12 protein-coding genes and 2 pseudogenes are annotated in these 18,338 nt (G+C 44.8%); 7 read left to right on the forward strand and 7 right to left on the reverse strand.

Annotated elements, in window-relative coordinates:
* Positions 1–181 (forward strand): hypothetical protein (locus tag ACLFWI_RS10920; protein WP_446412973.1); only part of this gene is annotated, 181 nt, incomplete at its 5' end.
* 1 nt (position 182) lies between these two features.
* On the opposite strand, the gene ACLFWI_RS10925 is transcribed toward ACLFWI_RS10920, so the two are convergent.
* Both ACLFWI_RS10925 and ACLFWI_RS10930 read right to left on the reverse strand, forming a co-directional pair.
* Positions 183–314, reverse strand: a complete 132-nt coding sequence (locus ACLFWI_RS10925) for a hypothetical protein (RefSeq protein ID WP_446412974.1) — start codon at positions 312–314, stop codon at positions 183–185.
* 12 nt (positions 315–326) lie between these two features.
* A complete protein-coding gene (locus ACLFWI_RS10930; protein WP_446412975.1) occupies positions 327–452 on the reverse strand; it encodes a hypothetical protein in 126 nt (41 codons plus the stop codon).
* Positions 453–496: 44 nt separating this feature from the next.
* Here ACLFWI_RS10930 and ACLFWI_RS10935 point away from each other — a divergent pair, with 44 nt between their 5' ends.
* On the forward strand, positions 497–655 hold the full coding sequence (locus ACLFWI_RS10935; protein ID WP_446412976.1) for a hypothetical protein: 159 nt from the start codon (positions 497–499) through the stop codon (positions 653–655).
* Here ACLFWI_RS10935 and ACLFWI_RS10940 read toward each other — a convergent pair.
* The 5 genes and pseudogenes from ACLFWI_RS10940 to ACLFWI_RS10960 form a co-directional block, all read right to left on the reverse strand.
* Positions 652–3,537 carry a LamG-like jellyroll fold domain-containing protein gene (locus ACLFWI_RS10940; protein WP_446412977.1) on the reverse strand — a complete coding sequence of 962 codons (2,886 nt, stop codon included), beginning with the start codon at positions 3,535–3,537 and terminating at the stop codon, positions 652–654. The two genes, ACLFWI_RS10935 and ACLFWI_RS10940, sit on opposite strands and share 4 nt — an antisense overlap.
* Before the next feature lie 16 nt (positions 3,538–3,553).
* The gene (locus tag ACLFWI_RS10945) at positions 3,554–7,588 is read right to left on the reverse strand and encodes a hypothetical protein (RefSeq protein ID WP_446412978.1); all 4,035 of its coding nucleotides are present in this window, start codon (positions 7,586–7,588) and stop codon (positions 3,554–3,556) included.
* A gap of 156 nt (positions 7,589–7,744) precedes the next feature.
* Complete coding sequence (locus ACLFWI_RS10950) at positions 7,745–9,112, reverse strand: UDP-glucose dehydrogenase family protein (protein ID WP_446407649.1); 1,368 nt, start codon at positions 9,110–9,112, stop codon at positions 7,745–7,747.
* 93 nt (positions 9,113–9,205) lie between these two features.
* A pseudogene (locus ACLFWI_RS10955) lies at positions 9,206–9,841 on the reverse strand (GDP-mannose 4,6-dehydratase); the annotation flags it as partial.
* 878 nt (positions 9,842–10,719) lie between these two features.
* Positions 10,720–11,155: pseudogene (locus ACLFWI_RS10960) on the reverse strand (GDP-mannose 4,6-dehydratase); the annotation flags it as partial.
* Between the two features lie 476 nt (positions 11,156–11,631).
* Between ACLFWI_RS10960 and ACLFWI_RS10965 the strand changes: the two are divergent.
* From ACLFWI_RS10965 to ACLFWI_RS10985, 5 genes are all read left to right on the forward strand, one after another.
* Complete coding sequence (locus tag ACLFWI_RS10965; RefSeq protein ID WP_446412979.1) at positions 11,632–13,770, forward strand: EAL domain-containing protein; 2,139 nt, start codon at positions 11,632–11,634, stop codon at positions 13,768–13,770.
* A 224-nt stretch (positions 13,771–13,994) separates the two neighbouring features.
* Positions 13,995–16,100, forward strand: a complete 2,106-nt coding sequence (locus ACLFWI_RS10970) for a glycosyltransferase (RefSeq protein ID WP_446412980.1) — start codon at positions 13,995–13,997, stop codon at positions 16,098–16,100.
* 333 nt (positions 16,101–16,433) lie between these two features.
* Positions 16,434–17,387, forward strand: a complete 954-nt coding sequence (locus ACLFWI_RS10975; RefSeq protein ID WP_446412981.1) for a hypothetical protein — start codon at positions 16,434–16,436, stop codon at positions 17,385–17,387.
* 42 nt (positions 17,388–17,429) lie between these two features.
* The gene (locus ACLFWI_RS10980; RefSeq protein WP_446391923.1) at positions 17,430–18,032 is read left to right on the forward strand and encodes a Uma2 family endonuclease; all 603 of its coding nucleotides are present in this window, start codon (positions 17,430–17,432) and stop codon (positions 18,030–18,032) included.
* Between the two features lie 80 nt (positions 18,033–18,112).
* A partial coding sequence (locus ACLFWI_RS10985; RefSeq protein WP_446412982.1) for a PqqD family protein occupies positions 18,113–18,338 on the forward strand: 226 nt, incomplete at its 3' end.

Here is an 18,338-nt window from a genome sequence, read left to right on the forward strand (position 1 = left end):
GGATTGGATGTGCGATCGCCTGGTTCTAGGGGAAAGGATTTGGATGTGCGATCGCGTTTTGTCTGTGATTGGCTCATTGGTTCATGTTCCTAGAGAGATAAGCTGGAATGTAATGCTGGTGGTTGTTGGAGAAGTTGGGGATAAAGAGTGCGATCGCCTGTTGTCTCTGATTTCTCATTAGTTCATGTTCCTAGAGATAAGCTGAAATGTAAGGCTGGCGGTGGTTGGAGGAATTGGGGATAGGATGTGCGATCGCCTGGTTCTAGGGGAAAGGATTTGGATGTGCGATCGCGTATTCTATCTGATTGTCTCATTGGTTCATATTCCTAAAGAGATAAGCTGGAATGTAAAGCTGGCGGTGGTTGGAAGAGTTGGGGATTGGGGATGCGATCGCCTGGTTCTAGGGGAAAGGATTTAGATGTGCGATCGCGTTTTGTCTGTGATTGGCTCATTGGTTCATATTCCTAAAGAGATAAGCTGGAATGTAAAGCTGGCGGTGGTTGGAAGAGTTGGGGATTGGATGTGCGATCGCCTGGTTCTAGGGGAAAGGATTTGGATGTGCGATCGCTTGGTTTTGGGGAATGGGTTTAGGATGTGCGATCGCGTTTTGTCTGTGATTGTCTCATTGGTTATTCTATTCCTTACTTTCATTTAAACTTTCATGATGTAAGCCAAAACATAATATGGTGGACGATTTTCATGACCCTTACCTCCACCTGTTCTATTAGTGGTAAAAGAGTGATTATGATCGCTTACCGTATCTGTATTTACATGACCGCGCCACATCTGAGCATTTTTATCATTATTCCAACCACCACCAAAACCCATATCTACAGTTGTATCTCCCCAAATCGTCCGCTTTCGGTTCGCTAAACCCTCTGCATCAGTCCCTTCAATCCAATGATAGTGGCTGCCATTAGATAAAGTTGCGCCTGTATGTTCGTGGCTAGGCATCTCATCAACACCTAAACTAACCTTATCTATACCTCCAGTTTTTCCCAGTTCCCCATAATCCGAACTACCAGCAGAGTAACCAACAATAAATCTTCCTCGCAAATCTGGTGTTTTACGACCATTTACCGTTCGCCCATCACATAAAGCCCAGCCAGAAGGAATTTCATTAACACTTCCAGACCACATCATAATCATTCCTGCTACGACAGCACCATTGCCCTCAATAGCTGTAGCCTTTACCGTACCTTTTATTTCAACATTAACTGTCTCTGTAGTTGATAAAGTTTGATCGGGATTGTGATCCACTTCAGAAGACATACCCTTAATTGAAATTTTTGAGCCGTCAAACACCAAACCAGCGTGTTTCGTGCCAAACTTCAAGAATTGGATAGATGATGCATTATCTCCTGCATGAAAAGCGATGCCAGTTTGAGACTCCTTCTTTCTGATGTGTAACTGAGTTTTATGTGTATCCTCAATCTCTAAGGTCGCTGACGGCTCGCTAATACCGATACCCACCTTGTTTTTCCGATATAAAATCGGTGCTTTCTCTATAGGTACAACAAATTGCCCATCCCAATATCCAGGAATATTTTCATAGCGCAGGTATAAATTAGTATGACCTGAAACACTGGATGAAATGACATTTGATAAGGTCAGTCGAATAAAGTCACCAGCTTCTAAAAATGCTTTTTCTACGTCTTCAATAGTAATAATCCATTCAGAGGATTGACCTTCATTATTCTCATTTACTTTCCACAAACTACTCCAATCGAGGTATACCTTAGCACCAGCTTGAAGAAGAACTTGTTGACTGAGGTTAATTATAGATTGCCCAACCCTAGCCTCCTCAGAAACAGTTACGTCCTGGGGATCTTCAGGAAAAGTGATCGGCTTTATTGTTATTTTTGGCTCACCTAGAATCAAACCGTCTTCAGGGTTTAGACTTATCGGACTGTTCTCAGGGTTGAGATTTATAGTTATAGGACTATTAGGAACGTTACTGGAAAATCCTCTAAATATATTTTCGCCTGTACTTAAAAGATTATTATTTGGTTTAGCTGGAATTATTCTCAAAGAAGCATTTTTAGGAATCTTCCTGACTAAACTTTGATTTAATATTAACCGAGTTCCATTAATTACACTCTCCGTCAAAGTGCCAACTAGGGTAAAACTGGATTCTGGCTTGATCTCAATAGCTTTTAACTCACTTCTGTTTCCCAAAGACCACTCAGATTGGATACTTTCAGAGACATCAAAGGAAATAAAAAATCTAGTGTAAGTAGATTTTTGATCGATTTTAGGGTTCAGACTAATTTGACCTTTTTTCAACACATTACTAATCTGTAGAGTTAACTCATTTGGTGAGCTACCATCATTCAAAACAGTATTGCCCCCCACAAACCCCACATGCAAAGGAATGTACTTTCTCCCTTGATGATTAACAATACTCAGATGCTGCACCCGACTGTCACTCAGGGTAATAGTTTCTCCCTGATACTGAAGCTGTTGATACCTCAACTCTACCCTAGTTCCCCGCGCTCCCCCATCAGCCGCTGCACTGACATGCTGAAGGGTTAACACTATAGACTCATTCGGTTGAATAACTCGCTCATTAGTACTTATACTTAAAAGCGAAACAATACCATTCACCTCGTCATAAGCCATACTCCAACCACTCGCCGCCTCTACTAAAGCTAAATTCTTTAGAGAATCTTTAGCTAAAGTATCAGGTCTAAACCTCAACTCAAAATGGTAATTCTTCCCACTTGCCGTCTTATTGGTAGATTCCAGCAATCGAATAGTCTGTGGCGACGTATTGCTAATCTTCAACCGCAAAGTATGACCCCCACTCGCATCATCAATATAGAGTACAGGATTGTCATTATCGTCATATAAACTAAAACTAATCGGATGAGTCTTCCGGAAAGCAGCCAACGCCACTTTATCCGCTTCTATATCCCCCTTAATCTCTTCGACAGATAAAGCCCGATTGTAAATCCGGGCGTAAGCAATTTCCCCCTTCCAAAAGTTATCAACTTTTCCAATCCAATAATTGGTAGACTCTACCGTATAAAACTGTTCAGGTGCTGCTTTTGTCACAAAAAGCTCACCATTTCGGTAAAACTTATACTCCGTTCCTGCCTTGACCCAGACTACATGAACCCATTCTCCCGCCGACGTAAAGAAATTGTCAATTGTGCCAGACGATCTAGCGCGTGACGTATTATAAGAGTCATAGTGGAGTCCACCATTACTGGGACTCAACCACAGTCCCGGTTTCCGGATATTAGATTCTGGCTTGCCGATAAAGCCATGATAAGCGCCATCATTTAAAATACTCGGTTTAACCCAAAGCGATAGAGTAAAAGTCGTTCTATTTTTAAATGGATCAGCAATTTCTACATATCCACCACTACCATCAAACGTCAAGCAACTACCAAAGGTTTCATCAGGAACCACTTCGACATTACCTTGTATCGTCCCATTATTGCCCTGATCCGATGCATCAATAACCTTATTCTCACTGCTAATACTATCCAAAGGTAAATAAAGAACTAAACCCGTATCTGAAGTACTCATAACTTTCCTCTTTATTTCATTCCTTAATAATTAACTGGCTCAACTTCAGCCACCCTTCCCGAATCACCTGCTGCCCAGAAAATTCCGCCTGGGTACTCACCGGACTAATTCTGTAAACGTCAAAAATGATTTCAACTTGCCCTTCTAACCCCGTAAAAGGCTCTCCCAATGTTTTGCCGCCGTTTTGATTTCTGCTATCTTTCGGTACAACCCTTGCCTTAGACTCATCCACCACTTTTAGCCATCCCATCTCCACTAGATGAGTCCAGAGTGACGGGGCAATCCCGGTATTTATCCTCTCCAAAAACGCTTGTTGTTCAATTATACCAGCATGGGAATTTCTAATGAGGATTTCATTAATAATTTCTTCCAATTTCTGAAACCCTTCCCCTAATCTGGGCGACTTCCGCTGCTCTGACACCGGAACAATTGCCTGGGATACATTATTTTCCATCGGCATCAGCCAGCCTATCCGTTCATCCAATAAATGAGTCCAGATAACCTTACCAAATTCCCGTTGAAACACAGCCTTCTCAATCCTGGGTACATTGGCAATTTCCCGCCAATTTCCATTCTCCTTCTCCAACCATGACCAACTATATCCCGGTTCATCAGGTAGAGGCAACCGCAGTTGTTGGAAATGAGTCAATATCGGCGTAGACAAAAACGTAATCTCAATTTTCTGCAAAGCATCCGCATATTGATCCGGTGGAATATCAATCACCTTCGTCGGCAAAATCCCCGACGTTGCATGAACCTTTCCCCTGGGCTCAACAAGCATCGTCAGGATGTGCGGTGCAGAATCCAGCGACTGACGAATACTTAAAGAACCGTCCGAATGAGACTTAATATATTCGTTCTCAATACTATCCGTTTGCGGTGCATAAAAAATGTCACCTTCGTAACCCTTTCCTTTTTCCTTCCAATACCCCACCAACCCATCATTCAATTGATGATACTCCCCCAGCCGAATCGGAAACTCAACACCAGTAAAATCATCATCATCCCGACCATTCCGCCGCAAATCCTGGCGAAAACTATGCCAACTCTCATTAATCGCCGGCAGTCCCTGGAGTTCCAAATTCAACGAAGCCCGAACCACCGCCAAAGGACGCCCCATTAACAGCGCTAACCCTTGATGTTGAGCATAATTTTCCGGCTCAATGTTCTCCAGGCTAGTATCTAAAACATCAATAAACTTACCCAGAAAACCACTACCTCGCTCAATCAGGTAGCGTACCATTCTCTGTAAATAAGGATTCCCAATTCCCTCAACTGTTATCTCAGGATTTTTCCCCGGTGCTGACTCCCATTTAGCCTCCCGATTAATTGAACCCAGCACTGTCCCTTGATTATCATAAATCATCAAACTCCGATCTAAATTATTCGCCAAAACCCACCCACAAATCGGTGTCGTCGCCGGATGATCATTCATTTCCTCCTCCCCCTGACTAGCCGACAACCACCGGAAATTCAAACGCGCTGGTTGCACCAGTCGAGGCGGTAAGGATACCAAATAACGACTTCCTAGATTCCGCATCACCTCTGTCGTATTAACCCGACTCACATCCAGTTTCTTCACCTGTCCAAACGTATCCACCAACCGCAACTGAAGTATCTTCATCGCCCCAGAACGAATCGGGTTAAAATCATTTAAAGGTTCCGGAGCGCTGCGATTACTTTTCTGTACAGCATCTCGCACATTTTTGGTAAACCCCTGATAATCATCAAACCCCAAGGGATCAGCAATTTCTAACTGCAACGTTTGCTTGTGCATTAGCAACGCCTGATTAAACCCACTCAGAACTTGAGAAAGACAATTTAAGTCTTTAAGTTTCTGGTAAGCACGAATCGCGGTATAGATTGGATCAGAAAAGTCTTTATTTTTATACCAAGAAACAATCTCATCGATTTGTTTGTCTAGATAGCTAACCTTTTGCTTCTCTTCGGCAATGTTCTGCTCTTGGTAATATAAGTTGAGAATCCCCTGTTTTACTAAATAAGCCTCTATCTGATTTTTAAGTTGAATCCCAGCATGAGGGGTTAAGATACTGCGACCGCTGTAAACATTAGCCGCTTCAGTAATTCTGCCTTGTCCTTCCTGGATAGCCAAGCCAGGTTCTTTTTCAATCAACTTATGATTACTGATGCTAAAATTTCGAGCATAATTCCGACTGTCTGGATTAAGATTTCCCAGATTTTCTATCGGGAAAATTTCCACCTGCCATTCCAGCAAAAAGGGATGCCAAGGCTGCTGCGTCCATGTACTAAACCCAATGCCCTCTTTAATTTCATCAATTTTTTGACTGACTATAGAAGAGTTACTCTTAATAAACTCTTGAACAGATGTATTAGATGAAACCGAGAAAACCTGACAATCCAGTAATCCATCCTCCCTTAATCGCCCATCCTGATTATGCCTGGGAGTCGGGGGTACTGCACCACCCGTTATCAGCACCACCGGTTCATTCGGTTGCCAATACCGGGGAGCGGGTACGGGTTTTAGAGTGTAGGTGGCTTTAGCCTTCTTTACAGGTTCGCTATTATTTAGATCGTTTATTGCTGTAATTAACCCATTCATTGCCGCCGCTAACTGGCTGGCTAAAGAACCAGAATGAGACTCAAAAGCAGAAGCGGCTGTAATCTTCCCAGAGGCATCTTTCTGCACCATCAGCCTCCCCGTCGCCGCGATTTTCCTATTTAACGGAGCAATTCCTTTCGTTTCAATGTAATACCTAACTTCATCAATATCCGGATAATCATCCCGACTCCCTTCCGGCGGATAGGCACAAATCATATACTTATACCAGTCGGCAAAGATTTGTTCACGCATCGACTCTATCTCATCACCCGCCTGGTTATAAGCCTGCTGTAAACAATTGACTCTATTCAGTAAATGAGCCATCTTGTCTGGTAACGTAATTTGCTCCCGTTTATCAGCCTCCTCAGCATTAGCTGACTTCGTTGACTCCGTTTCCTGCTTCACCGTCCAAATGCAACCCGCTGGGACAGGATTAAACCCCTTTTCATGACGTGCTTCTTTGAACTTGGCACCAATATCCAACTGGCGATGTTCCAACCGAGAGGACAAGTGCAAAGCTTCCAACTGCTCTTCAATTTTTGACTCTGAACGGCTATCAATTTTCGTCGCTAAATAAGCAGACAACGCCTCTGTACCCGTATTTCCCACAGTAATCTCCGTGTCTGCCGCCTTCTTCGCTAAGTTCTCTGAAGAACCCTTCTTTTCGTCAAACGTTAACCGAGCGTAACAAATCATCTGTTTAGGAACGTCTTGTTTTGGCTCAAGACTCACTCTCCATTTAAATTTTTCTTTAATTGCTTCTAGCAATTCTTCATGAGTAGGAGTAGGTTTTTTCAAATTCCCAATAAAAACCTTAAAATAATCCTGTTCAGCCTTACTGTACCAACCAATCAAGTCGTACTGCAAACCCTTGGGACTATTGCCTACATAGTCATCATCATAGAACCCAAATACACTGTGACAGTTCGGATAAAATGCAGCAAATGTAGGATCTCCATACCCAACCGCCGTCAGTTCCTTCAAGTATTCAGAATTTGACTCTTTCCAAGCCGCTAAAGGCATTTTCCGACCCAGATAACGAAACGGCTGATGCTTTCCATCAGTATGATAGGGAATATTCACGCTACCAGAGAGACTTCCTTTGCCTTCAGGATAGAGGTAATCACTTTCCACCACCCATTGCTTTTCAACTTTTCCCAGCAAACGGCGCGTCACCAGCCAACGGTTGGGAACTGTCGGAAACGTGGTTTTCTCCCCATTTTGTATCCCTTTAGTCAAAGCATCCGGTAACGCCCAATGCAAATGAATCCCTGGCTTCAACGGCAGATTTTGATTCTGAAACGGCTGGGAAACAATCTCCTCACTAATATTAGCAATATCAGGATTGACATCCCGACTCCCATCAAAATAAGGCAGTCGGCTAAAGTCTGCCATTGCCTCAACAACTGACTTTTCAGTTTCCAGATGCAAGGCATCCAGATTAATGGGAACCATTAAGATATTGCTCATTAGCGTCATTATCCCCAAAAATGGTCGGTGAAGACTATCCGTTGAATTTATTCGCTATTGGAGAATTTCATCCCCTGAATTTATTCGCTATTGGAGGATTTCATCCCTGATTTAAAAATGCAGGGCTTCCATCCTCCCATGTTTCTCTATGAACCGTCAACGCCCAATTCCGACATAGCGGAACCCCGCACCTTCTAGCACTTTAGGATCGAGAAAGTTACGACCATCAATAAGCACGGGATTATGCATCAGCTTGGCCATCTTGCCATAATCCAGACTCTGGAATTGTTCCCAGTCGGTGACTAATACCAAAGCATCACAGCCATCTGCCAAGCGATCCGGATCACCTTCCACCTGCACACCGGATAAACCATGACTCATCCCACTAGCAGAAATAATTGGGTCATAAGCTTTAACTTTTGCGCCCAACCGATTGAGATTTTCAATCAGAATCAATGCGGGAGCATCGCGCATATCATCAGTATCCGGCTTAAAGGTCAATCCCAACAATCCCACCGTTTTACCTTTGAGGATTTTAAGTTCTTGCTGGAGTTTTTCCACCGCAATTAAGCGCTGACGTTGATTGACACTTACCGCCGCTTTCAATAGTTGAGCATCGAACCCATAATCATCAGCCGTATGAATCAAGGCGGAGACATCCTTGGGAAAACAGGAACCGCCCCAACCTATCCCCGCTTGCAGGAATTTACCCCCAATGCGAGTATCTAAACCAATCCCTTGGGCGACTTGAGTCACATCCGCGCCCACGCGATCGCAGATATTGGCGATTTCGTTAATGAAGCTAATTTTGGTGGCTAAAAAGGAATTGGAGGCATATTTGACCATTTCCGCTGAACTCAAATCCGTCACCACTACCGGAACCGGAGGTAGGGATTTATCTTCCGCCGGTTCACGCTTAACGATTGGCGCATAGAGTTCCTGCATCATAGAAATAGCGCGATCGCTATTACTACCCAACACGATGCGATCGGGGTTAAAGGTATCATAAATCGCTGATCCTTCCCGCAAAAACTCCGGATTACTCACCACATCGAACTCAACCCTTGTGTCTGACATCGTACCTCCAGAGGACTTCTGGAGATCAGCGACACCATCCATGACAATCATTCGTACCCAATCCCCAGAACCAATTGGCACCGTTGACTTATTCACAATCACCTTGTAGCCCCCATTCAGGTGAGTACCAATACCACGGGCTACGGCTTCCACATAGCGAGTATCACTTTCACCATTGGGTAATGCTGGCGTTCCCACCGCAATAAACAAAATCTCGCCATGAGCGACACCCCTCGCCAAATCTGAGGTAAACTCCAAACTGCCCGCTTTAGAGCAAGCTTGCATCAATTCAGAAAGTCCCGGTTCATAGATTGGCGACTGTCCGGCTTTCATCAATTTGACTTTTTCCTCATTGTTATCCACACAGATAACATGGTGTCCGATATGGGCTAAGCACACCCCGGTTACTAAGCCGACATATCCAGTACCGATAACACAAACGCGCATGAGCTGATCCTCTCTGGTAGATGGTAAGACTCAGGGCTATCTAGCTGATTGATTAGTTGGCTGGTAAGCCCCCTGACTTAATACTGTAATCGCTTAACTGGAAAGCAAGGAATCCCCTTCAGCCGTTAAGCGATCGCGGAAATCTGCTATTGTCGTCTTTAACCCCTCCTGTAAAGGTATAGTCGGTTGCCAACCCAGTAGCGTCTTGGCTTTAGTAATATCCGGACGGCGACGTTGCGGGTCATCTTGTGGTAGATCCTTGTATATAATTTCTGTATCCGGATTGACCATTTTTTGCACCGCTTGAGCCAGTTGTAAAATTGTATACTCATCCGGATTCCCCAGATTAATCGGTCCAGTATGATCATTATTCATCAACCGAATTAATCCTTCAACTAAATCCGACACATAACAGAAACTGCGAGTTTGTGAACCCTTACCATAAACCGTTAGGGGTTCACCCTTTAACGCTTGCACCACAAAATTACTGACGACTCGCCCATCATTTTCCAGCATCCGAGATCCGTAGGTATTAAAAATGCGAGCCACCCGAATTTCCACACCATTTTGCAGATGGTAATCAAACGCCAGCGTTTCCGCTACTCGCTTCCCTTCGTCGTAACAGTTGCCACAAAAGGCGACTCGTCCATGGCGACGCACACACACCACATGGTTGTGCACATTAACGCAGTAAACATTGCCAGCATATCGAAATGGCTCTGGGGTGACTAAATGAGCGTCTTTTATCGGTCGAATATTCACCCGATATAAATCACGACCCACAGCATGAGACACAACAGACGCCGCATAGCCGCAACGCATGGCTAATTCTTGGACATCATCAGCCAGTTGTGGGGATTTCGTGTAATAAACATAGCCATCTCCGCGCTGGGAACCATCTCCCATCATTAGCGCCTTAAACAAAATCAGCGACTGACGCTTGGATAACGATAAAAACTGGCGCGGAATATATTTATCACCCGATTTACCCAGAGGACGTAAAATCTCCGCCAGTTGTTTACTACAAATCCGAAATTGGTGGTCATCCGATGAGAAAAAGTTAAAACCAAGGTTGGTTAAACAGTGGGTGATTTTAGCTCGACCCTCTGGATTTTCTTGGGCAATCAGGATGTTATAGTCAGCCACCTCATAGTCACATCCACCGACAACCTGCCCTCGTCGTCGGACATGAACGCAGCCTTCAGAAATGTAGTAACCGAGGAATTCTAACCAATCATCCATCCAAATTCGCTCGATGCTAACCTTCGCGTTTTTCGGTGCAGTTCCCAGTTCAAACCATTCTGGTTCTTCTCCATGAAACTCACCCCCGGTAGGGACACGCCAAGAATGCCAATGTCGGTCTTCATCCGCACGCAGAAATTGTAATTTTCCGGTTTTACTGCGTACATACATCCAATGATTTGGTGTTACACATAGATCGAATTTAGCATTGGCAAACCGGAGCAAATTGCCCACATACGGCTGCACAATATACTCGTCCGGGACGTGATACTCGACTTGATTATCGGGATTGAGAGTAGCCACTCGCACCCCGGGCTGTAATTCAGGGAAAGGAATCCAACCATTTTCTGTTAGAATTTCAGTCTCAGCGTCATAACAACTGCGCGGTCCAATTGGATTAACATTTCCTCGGTATTCTTCGGTTTGAGGATGAACTTCCGGATCACCATACACTTCCGAGGTTGAAGCTAATAAAAATCTCGCCCCGACTCGCTTGGCTAACCCCAACATATAGAGGGTACCCATGACATTGGTTTTAATTGTCTTGACAGGATTGTACTGATAGTGTATTGGCGAAGCCGGACAAGCCAGATGGTAAATTTGGTCAACCTCTAGCCTAATTGGTTCAGTAATATCGTGGCGGATCAGTTCAAAGTAAGGATGATCCAGCCATTTGAGGATATTGCGCTTGGTGCCAGTATAGAAGTTATCCAGACAGAGAACTTCATGACCTGCTTCCATTAACCGATCAACGAGATGGGAACCAATAAAACCAGCACCACCTGTAACTAAAATTCTCATAGGGTTTTCCGAATAGAGCGATCGCGTAAGCTTAGTGCGGTAAAGTAGCAAGCTCTACCATGTTACATTGAAACCCATACTGGCAAGTCCTTGCCATGCTTAAAATCGCTTAATTCCTTTCAGGACGTGAAATTGAGACAAATTCAACGCCCAACCCCTGACAATCGCTCTTGCCTGTGGTTATGATATTGGTTGAACTTTCTTAACACAACTAGATCTTGGGCAAACGAACGCGGTTTAGGGTGCATGATTTGAGCGTTGACGTGCCATATCTCAAAAGTTTTACCTGATTCACAGACAAAACTGCCCAATTTATTTTGGCTCAAAGGTTGTCGCTCGATCCTCACGGATCGAAGTGAGGCTATAACCTGGCACAACGTTGCTGGGAGGTTCCCCTGAGCAATCCTCTGGCAATTTTTGCGTCAGAGATATTAATTTCGGTGCTTGATTTGTATCTACCTGCTTGAACTTAATTTATGCTGCTAGAGACTTTAAACTCGCCAGAGTCTGTCCTCGCTCAAGCTGATACCTTCAGCACCGGGAAGTTAGAACTGTGGTTTCAGCCCGTTTATCAAACAGCGACGGGTGCTGTATTACACAATGAAATACTCCTACGTTGGCGAGACGAAGCCGGAAATCTGCACTTACCCCAAGAATTCTTACCCACGTTGTCGGATACCGGACAACTGCAAAAGGCTGATCGCGCCGTTATCCGTAAGGCAATAGAACTCTTAGCGGAACAGCCGGATCGATGCCTGTCGATTAATCTTTCGGGAGAGGGATTAAATAACTTTGAACTGATCGAATATATTGAAACACTTCTGGATCAATCTGGGGTTGACCCGAAGCAACTGAGTTTTGAGCTAACCGAATCGACCATCGCCAAAGATTTTCCCACAATTCGGGCATTTGTCCGCGAACTCAAAAGTCTCGGTTGTGCCATTGTTTTGGATAACTTTGCCAGTCGCGAATTAACCCTGTTCCAATGCCAACAACTGGCGGTTGATCTGGTTAAAGTTGACGGTCAACTCATCCAACGCCTAAAAACGGAACCGAATAGTCGCGTCTTAACCAAAGCCATTCTTGAAGGAATTCAGGCGCTGAGTCAGGTGGCGGCTAAATTTGTCAGCGATGCGGTTACCCTATCCCTGGTGGAAGAAGTCGGGATTGACTTAGTCCAAGGACACCATCTCAAATCCCCAAGTCCAGCACCCGATTGGACGGAACTGGTTCGCCCAGAGGAGGAACAGGATTCACCCACCGCTGAAGTCCAAAAACCCACTCAATCTTGGCGTTTCCTGGTGGGAACGGGGTTTGTTCTGCTGGGATTAGGTGCAGTTGGAATGGGGATTGCCTCCATTGGTTATCGCCTCAGTCACTTAGTCGTAGACGGTGGCACGATTAATGGGCGAATTGTGCGGTTACAAGCGCCAACCACGGGTAATATTCAAGCATTTTACGCCCAGCCAGGAGTGGTTGTGAAATCAGGACAGCTTCTCGCCCGGATTAGCCAAGAACCCAGTCCCCAAGAACAAGAAGCCCTACTCCGTCTAGAACGCGCCCAAGAACAAGAACAAATCCGCAATCAACTTGAAAGTCTCGAATTACAAGGACAGATTCAGGTCAATGCAACTCAGCTAGCATCGGCAAAACAGTCCCTAGCATTACTGAAAACGCAGTTCCAGCAGCTAGAACGTCGAGATCAGGCGGTGCGACAAGTGGATGTAGAACTGGGGTTAGATTCAGTTAAGGAACAGCAAGCCGTAGTTCAAGCGGCACAGGCAAAAGCCGAAGCTGCCCGATTAGATTATCAACGGTATCAAACCCTATTAGAAGCCGGGGGTGTATCTGCACAGGAAACGGATCAGTTGCGCTTAGTCTGGCAATCGGCACAAGCCGAAGTCCAGCAAGCCAAATCTGTCCTGGATGCGACGCAAAAGGCAGTCAATGCTGCTCAAGCAGGTATTGCTCGCAGTAATCGCAATAATATTATGGGCGGGGCTCTGTCTGACCAACGCATAAGTTTACAGCAGACGATTCAACAGCAATCGGTGGTAGTGAATACGATGGAAGCTCAATTGGCTAAACTCAAGCAGCAGCTAAATAACAGCCAGTCTCTCCAAAAAAATGCGCCTTCTTTAGTCAAGGATCTCAAACAACTGCAAAGCGAACGAAAAGTGCAAAATGTGTCAGCGCCCTTTGCGGGTGTTGTCTACACAGCGGAACGGGAACAAGGCGAACAAGTTAATCAGTTAGAACCGATAGTGACGCTACTGGATTGCAATAATTTGTGGGTAGAAACCGTGGTTAGCGCTGAACAAGCTAGTTCTATCAATACAGATAAACCTGTGACTGTAGGATTATCAGGTTATGCCCAAACTGTCAAGGGTGAAATTGACCTGATTCAGCCGATTAGTAACATGCAGCAGCTTAACAAGCTGACCCAAGTTCAAGCTTTACAACCAGCGATTCCGCCTAAATTAGTGGGACAACCATTAACCCGGATTACAGTACGGATTCCACCGCCGCCGCAACATCAGAATTCACAACAGTTTTGCGGATTGGGACAAGCAGCGAGGCTGACGTTCCCTAAGAAATTGTTTGGTAATCGTTGAATTGAGATTTATATCTCAATTTTTTTTGTCTGGATTCCCTTGATTGAAGGCAGTTAGGGCGGGTTTAATTACATCTTTTGTGAGGTAAAACATGATAACCGTAATCTCTCTGGGTCGGGGCGGGTTTATTTACATCTGGGTGAGGTGACAAATGATAGTTGTAAAACCCGCCCCTACACACAATTCAAGACGCGCCATGGCACGTCTCTACATTCAACAACTCTATGACTCGACTATTTCGTTGGCAAAACATTTCGTCCTATCTCAATTGGTTCGCCCTGCTTTGTCTTTCCGCCTTTGGTTTTACTGGCTTTTACCTGCTGCGTAACCCAGAACAATTAGACCTATTAGGCATATCTGGTTTAATTAGTATGGGGCTGATCGGCATTTGGCGATGGTCATGGTGGGCGCTGCAAGTGATTCGTTCTCGGATTTACCTACACTGGGTTTTTCCCCGGTGGCGCAAACAAGCCGATCGCATTCCCCTTGACAAGTTACCGCCTGTTTGCTTATTAGTCCCAACCTATAAGGAAAAACCCTGGATCACGGAACGAGTTTTCCGGGTAATCGCCCAAGAAGCCCAAAGCCTTTCTCACCCCCTGACACTGCTGGTTACCAGTAGCAGTGATCAGGAAAATACTGCCATCTTAAAGATACTTAAATCCTTTGACCCGGAACTTAGTTGTATTCGCCTAATCCAAATGGTGCAGACGGGGGAAGGGAAGCGCAAAGCCATGGCGGATGGATTACGAGAATTAGCGCGTTTAAATCTACCCCAAAATGCCGTTGTTGGTTTAATGGATGGCGATTCTGAACTGACACCTGGAACCTTACGTCGCTGTTTGCCATTTTTTCGCCTATTTCCCAAAATGGGGGCGTTGACAACAGATGAATTACCGATTGTTGAGGGATCGTATCTGTTTTCTGAGTGGTTCCATTTACGCCTATCCCAGCGTCACTATCAAATGTGTTCCGTGTCACTGTCGCAAAAAGTGATGTGTTTGACGGGACGCTTTTCCCTATTTCGGGCGGAGGCGGCGCTGCATCCCACATTTGCGGATCAGTTAGAACTGGATACGTTGGATGATTGGTTGTGGGGACGGTTTAAATTCCTCTCTGGCGACGATAAAACGACGTGGTATTGGCTACTGCGTCGGGGTTACGATATGTTGTATATCCCCGATGTGATTGTCTATTCCATTGAGACGATTTCTGGGTCATTAATTGATCGCGCTTACCAGAATATGCGCCGCTGGTATGGGAATATGTTGCGGAACAGCGATCGCGCGATCAGTTTGGGTCCGGGTAAGGCGGGATGGTTTATGTGGTATTGTCTCCTGGATCAACGGATTAGTTACTGGACGACTCTAATCACCCCGGGTTCGTTATCAATTTGTTTAGTTCAAGGGTATTGGTTAGCCGCTGGACTGATTCTCTGTTGGATTCTTTGTACTCGACCGATAATTTTAACCATCATTTTCTGGGGGCGACAGTCTCGACTTAAACCGATTCATTTACCCGTCTTTTTAATTGCCCAGTGGAGTTCCTGTATTATCAAAATCTGGACTCAGATGAACCTTGCCCAACAAAAATGGTCAAACCGAGGAAATCAAAGTATTTCAGCCGCAGGATCGGGGTGGGAACGGTTGGTTAAAGTGGGTGTGTCTCGTTTTCTTTATGTCTCCCAGTTATTTGGTTTTGTGATTATTTTATGTTGGTTTGCCAGCCTTCTCACTCCCTTACAAGATGTGGCGGGTTTATGGTCAAATAGTACCTGGGCGATGAGTCAATCGGTTCCCCCTCAAATTATTGAAGCGATAGATCATGGGATTATTCCCAATGATGGTAAAGATGATGCCAAATCCCTCCAGGCATTAATTAATCGTCTTTCGGGGGAAGACCCAGTACAGATTAATTTACCGATTGGTGAAATTGATTTATTTCATCCCATCGAAATCAATCGCAGTCACACGATTATTAAAGGGCAAGGGATGCGGCGAACTATTTTACAAGCGTATATTAGTAAACCTGATACAAAAGCTGTTCTAGTCATTCGACCCCGTGAACATCCTTTGACCGAAAAAGCGGAGTCTGATCAGAATCGGATTCAAGATATACATTTGAGCGGGTTTACACTTCGCAAAAAATTACCCAACTCAACTGAAAATATATCTGCTATTGGCAGTATTATTTTGGAAAATGTAGTAGAGTCTTCGCTGAGAAATATTGATTTAGCAAACAGTAGCAATCGTGCTTTAATCATGCGTCACACTGAGGATGTAACTGTCGAGTATGTGTTGTCAGATACAGCAATAAAGAAAGAGGAATAAAAAGAATATGATTTTCGTATTATTCGAGGTAACTACACAGAATGAATAGTTATTCAGAAAAGGCACTTGATATTAACTCACTAGGTATTGATGGCGAGCAAAGAGACGTTGCTTGAGATTAACCAAGTTATAGTTTTGAGCCAGTTCCTGTCTGTGCTGTTGATCTTTTTGGCGATTAACATGATTTTTGGGGATTTTGACTTGACAAAGTAGATCAAAACGGTAAGCTAATTAGCAATTGTATATTTTGAATCCTTTCGGTCATCGCTGCTTTTGATTGCATCCATTTGATTGATCGCATCCAATGGTCTTCTATCCGATGAAAACCTTGCAATGCCAAGTTTAACCTTAGCGAGTCGGAATCAACCAAGTGAAGAGAACTCTGATTCACTTGAATTGGATTGCCTCAAGTGGGAGGCAGAATTCTCATTTATCAGTTATGGGGTGCGTATTGGCATTCGCGTCAATAAAGCAAAGGTGTTGGAATGCCTTCCTGATTATTTGCCCCCCGGTTGGCAACCTTCCGCCTCACCCGATGTAGATCAACTGTACTCGCTGATTGGTGATGAATCGAATTATCAACTCTGGCGCGATCGCGAGATACTGGCTGAAGCGAGTTTACTGGAAACAATACTGCATACCTTAGACACTGATTTGCGCTTACAGATTGGCATGTTGGTGCAGGACAGATTGTTTGTCCATGCGGGGGTGGTGGGGTGGCGAGGACAAGCGATCGTGATTCCTGGACGCAGTTTTAGTGGTAAAACCACATTGACGGCGGCGTTGGTGCAAGCTGGCGCCACCTATTATTCTGACGAATATGCCGTATTTGACTTGCGGGGATGGGTTCATCCTTATCCCCGGCGATTGGCAATCCGGGAATGGGAGGGAGAACAAGAGGTAAAACGGCAATGTACAGCAGAGGAACTTGGGGGAACAGTGGGAAGTGAACCCTTACCTGTGGGGTTGGTGGCTCATGTTCAATATCAGCCGAATGTGGTATGGTGTCCAAAAAAGATTTCGGCGGGAGTTGCAGTGTTGGCGCTATTGGATAATGCGATCGTGGCTCGGACTCGACCTGAGTTTGCCCTATCGATTTTACCTAGTGTTGTTTCCGATGCTTTCAGGATTGCCGGGAAGCGGGGGGAAGCTGCAGCAGTGGCGGTAGCGTTGTTGCACCAATTGGATGATTGGATTGAGGATTCCTCAGATATTACACCTGTCGCTTTAACCATCAAACCCGCGAACCTCCCAGAAGAAAAAAGAAAAGAAATGCGATCGCGCTAATATTTAAGTTTTGAGATGGAAGCAAGCAACTGAGGAAAAATAATGACGACGCTGCTCATTCAAACCCAAAATGTCCCCCTGACAGTGAATTTTCCTGCTCTCAAATCGATTAGTGTTGAACAATTCTACGAATTCTGTCTAGCCAATCGCGATTTGAGAATCGAGCGTACTGCCAGTGGGGAAGTGATTATTATGCCACCAGCCTTTTCAGATACAGGGAATCGCAACATGAAAATTGCTCAACAAGTTGCGAACTGGGCAGAACAAGATGGTACGGGTGAAGTGTTTGACTCCAGCGCTGGCTTTACCTTACCCAATGGAGCAACCCGCTCCCCTGATGCTTCATGGATTAAACTAGAGCGCTGGGATGCCTTAAGTGAGGAACAAAAAGCCTCTTTTGCACCGATTTGTCCAGATTTCGTCATTGAGTTACGTTCTCAGAGCGATACCCTTAGTGGATTGCAAGACAAAATGCAGGAATATATTGACAATGGTACATTACTCGGCTTGTTGATCGACCGCAAAAACAGAAATGTTTATATCTACCGCCCCAATCAAGAACCGGAAATCTTGGAGAATCCTGAAACAGTCAGCGGTGAGCCAGTGCTACCAGGATTTGTCTTGCGGATGGCAAAAATTTGGTGATTGACATTTAGGGAGCGCGATCGCAGCCACAAAATTTTCTGGTAAGATGCTGCCAGCCGAATTTTTAGGAGTAAACGAGGATGATACCGTTAGCTAGAACTAACAAACTGCTGATTACCCAAGTTGGGGAAGAAGTTATTGTTTATGACCAAGAACGGGATACGGCACATTGTTTGAATGCGATGGCGGCGAGGGTTTGGCATTACTGCGATGGTCAAAAGACGGTTGAGGATATTGCCAAACTGTTGTCAGAGGATTTAGAAGTATCGGCAGATGAGGATGTAGATTGGCGTGGATTGGTTTGGT

It is taken from the genome of Coleofasciculus sp. (assembly GCF_046539235.1).
In the GTDB taxonomy this organism is placed as follows: Bacteria; Cyanobacteriota; Cyanobacteriia; order Cyanobacteriales; family Coleofasciculaceae; genus Coleofasciculus.

Coding starts and splice junctions, on each gene's coding strand:
- ACLFWI_RS10925 (WP_446412974.1), bottom strand. CDS start 314: ATGAGACAATCAGATAGAATACGCGATCGCACATCCAAATCCTTTCCC.
- ACLFWI_RS10930 (WP_446412975.1), bottom strand. CDS start 452: ATGAGCCAATCACAGACAAAACGCGATCGCACATCTAAATCCTTTCCC.
- ACLFWI_RS10940 (WP_446412977.1), bottom strand. CDS start 3,537: ATGAGTACTTCAGATACGGGTTTAGTTCTTTATTTACCTTTGGATAGT.
- ACLFWI_RS10945 (WP_446412978.1), bottom strand. CDS start 7,588: ATGAGCAATATCTTAATGGTTCCCATTAATCTGGATGCCTTGCATCTG.
- ACLFWI_RS10950 (WP_446407649.1), bottom strand. CDS start 9,112: ATGCGCGTTTGTGTTATCGGTACTGGATATGTCGGCTTAGTAACCGGG.
- ACLFWI_RS10965 (WP_446412979.1), top strand. CDS start 11,632: ATGCTGCTAGAGACTTTAAACTCGCCAGAGTCTGTCCTCGCTCAAGCT.
- ACLFWI_RS10970 (WP_446412980.1), top strand. CDS start 13,995: ATGACTCGACTATTTCGTTGGCAAAACATTTCGTCCTATCTCAATTGG.
- ACLFWI_RS10975 (WP_446412981.1), top strand. CDS start 16,434: ATGCCAAGTTTAACCTTAGCGAGTCGGAATCAACCAAGTGAAGAGAAC.
- ACLFWI_RS10980 (WP_446391923.1), top strand. CDS start 17,430: ATGACGACGCTGCTCATTCAAACCCAAAATGTCCCCCTGACAGTGAAT.